The following is a 576-nucleotide window of genomic DNA, read 5'->3' as shown; positions in this document are numbered from 1 at the left end:
TTCGAATCGAGATACGAGGAAATCATGCGAGATCCGTCGGTCCGCCAGCGTGAGTTGCGTTTGGGTGAACTGATGACGGAGATGGAAGGGATATTCAAAATCCCGATGCTGAAGAACACGGCGTGGGAGAAAGAAAACCCCCAGGTGATCGAACTATACCGGAAGGTGTCCGACTCGAGAAATCTTTAAAACGAGAAATGGTAAAATAAAATATTTTTTTAGAGATTATGAAAGGATGGCTATTTATGAATATTGTGAAGGGAAAAACAGAATCGAGATTAACGAAATATGAAGGTCCTATTCTTTTCTTTCTTGGAATGGTGTCATTTATTTCCATGATTTTATTTAAAAGTGGGATTGCCGAAGTAATCGCGCTCTCTTTTTCGTCTATTACTTTATTTTTAATGTTTTCGATTTTTTTATGGAATAGAAAGAATAATAAAGCTGTTTTAGTGGGTGGCACTCTTTTGTATATCTTTTTATTAGCAATTTATTGGTTTGGTCAAATTTAGATTTAAAAGATCGTATAAATACTGTTTTCGCTCTACGTTGCGTGAAATAAAAACTCCACGCAAT

At 36.1% G+C, this 576-nt stretch carries 2 protein-coding genes; both read left to right on the top strand.

All coding sequences use genetic code 11. The features are described from left to right. The coding region (locus KNP76_RS15645) for a hypothetical protein (RefSeq protein ID WP_214845047.1) at nt 1-189 on the top strand (189 nt) is incomplete at its 5' end. A 56-nt stretch (nt 190-245) separates the two neighbouring features. Further along, nucleotides 246-512, top strand: a complete 267-nt coding sequence (locus tag KNP76_RS15640; protein ID WP_214735337.1) for a hypothetical protein — start codon at nt 246-248, stop codon at nt 510-512. Nucleotides 513-576 lie beyond the last annotated feature (64 nt).

The sequence above is a fragment of the Exiguobacterium sp. s150 genome, from assembly GCF_018618435.1.
GTDB lineage: Bacteria > Bacillota > Bacilli > Exiguobacteriales > Exiguobacteriaceae > Exiguobacterium > Exiguobacterium alkaliphilum.
Note: the sequence above shows the minus strand (reverse complement) of the source record. Positions and strands in the feature narration are given on the sequence as shown.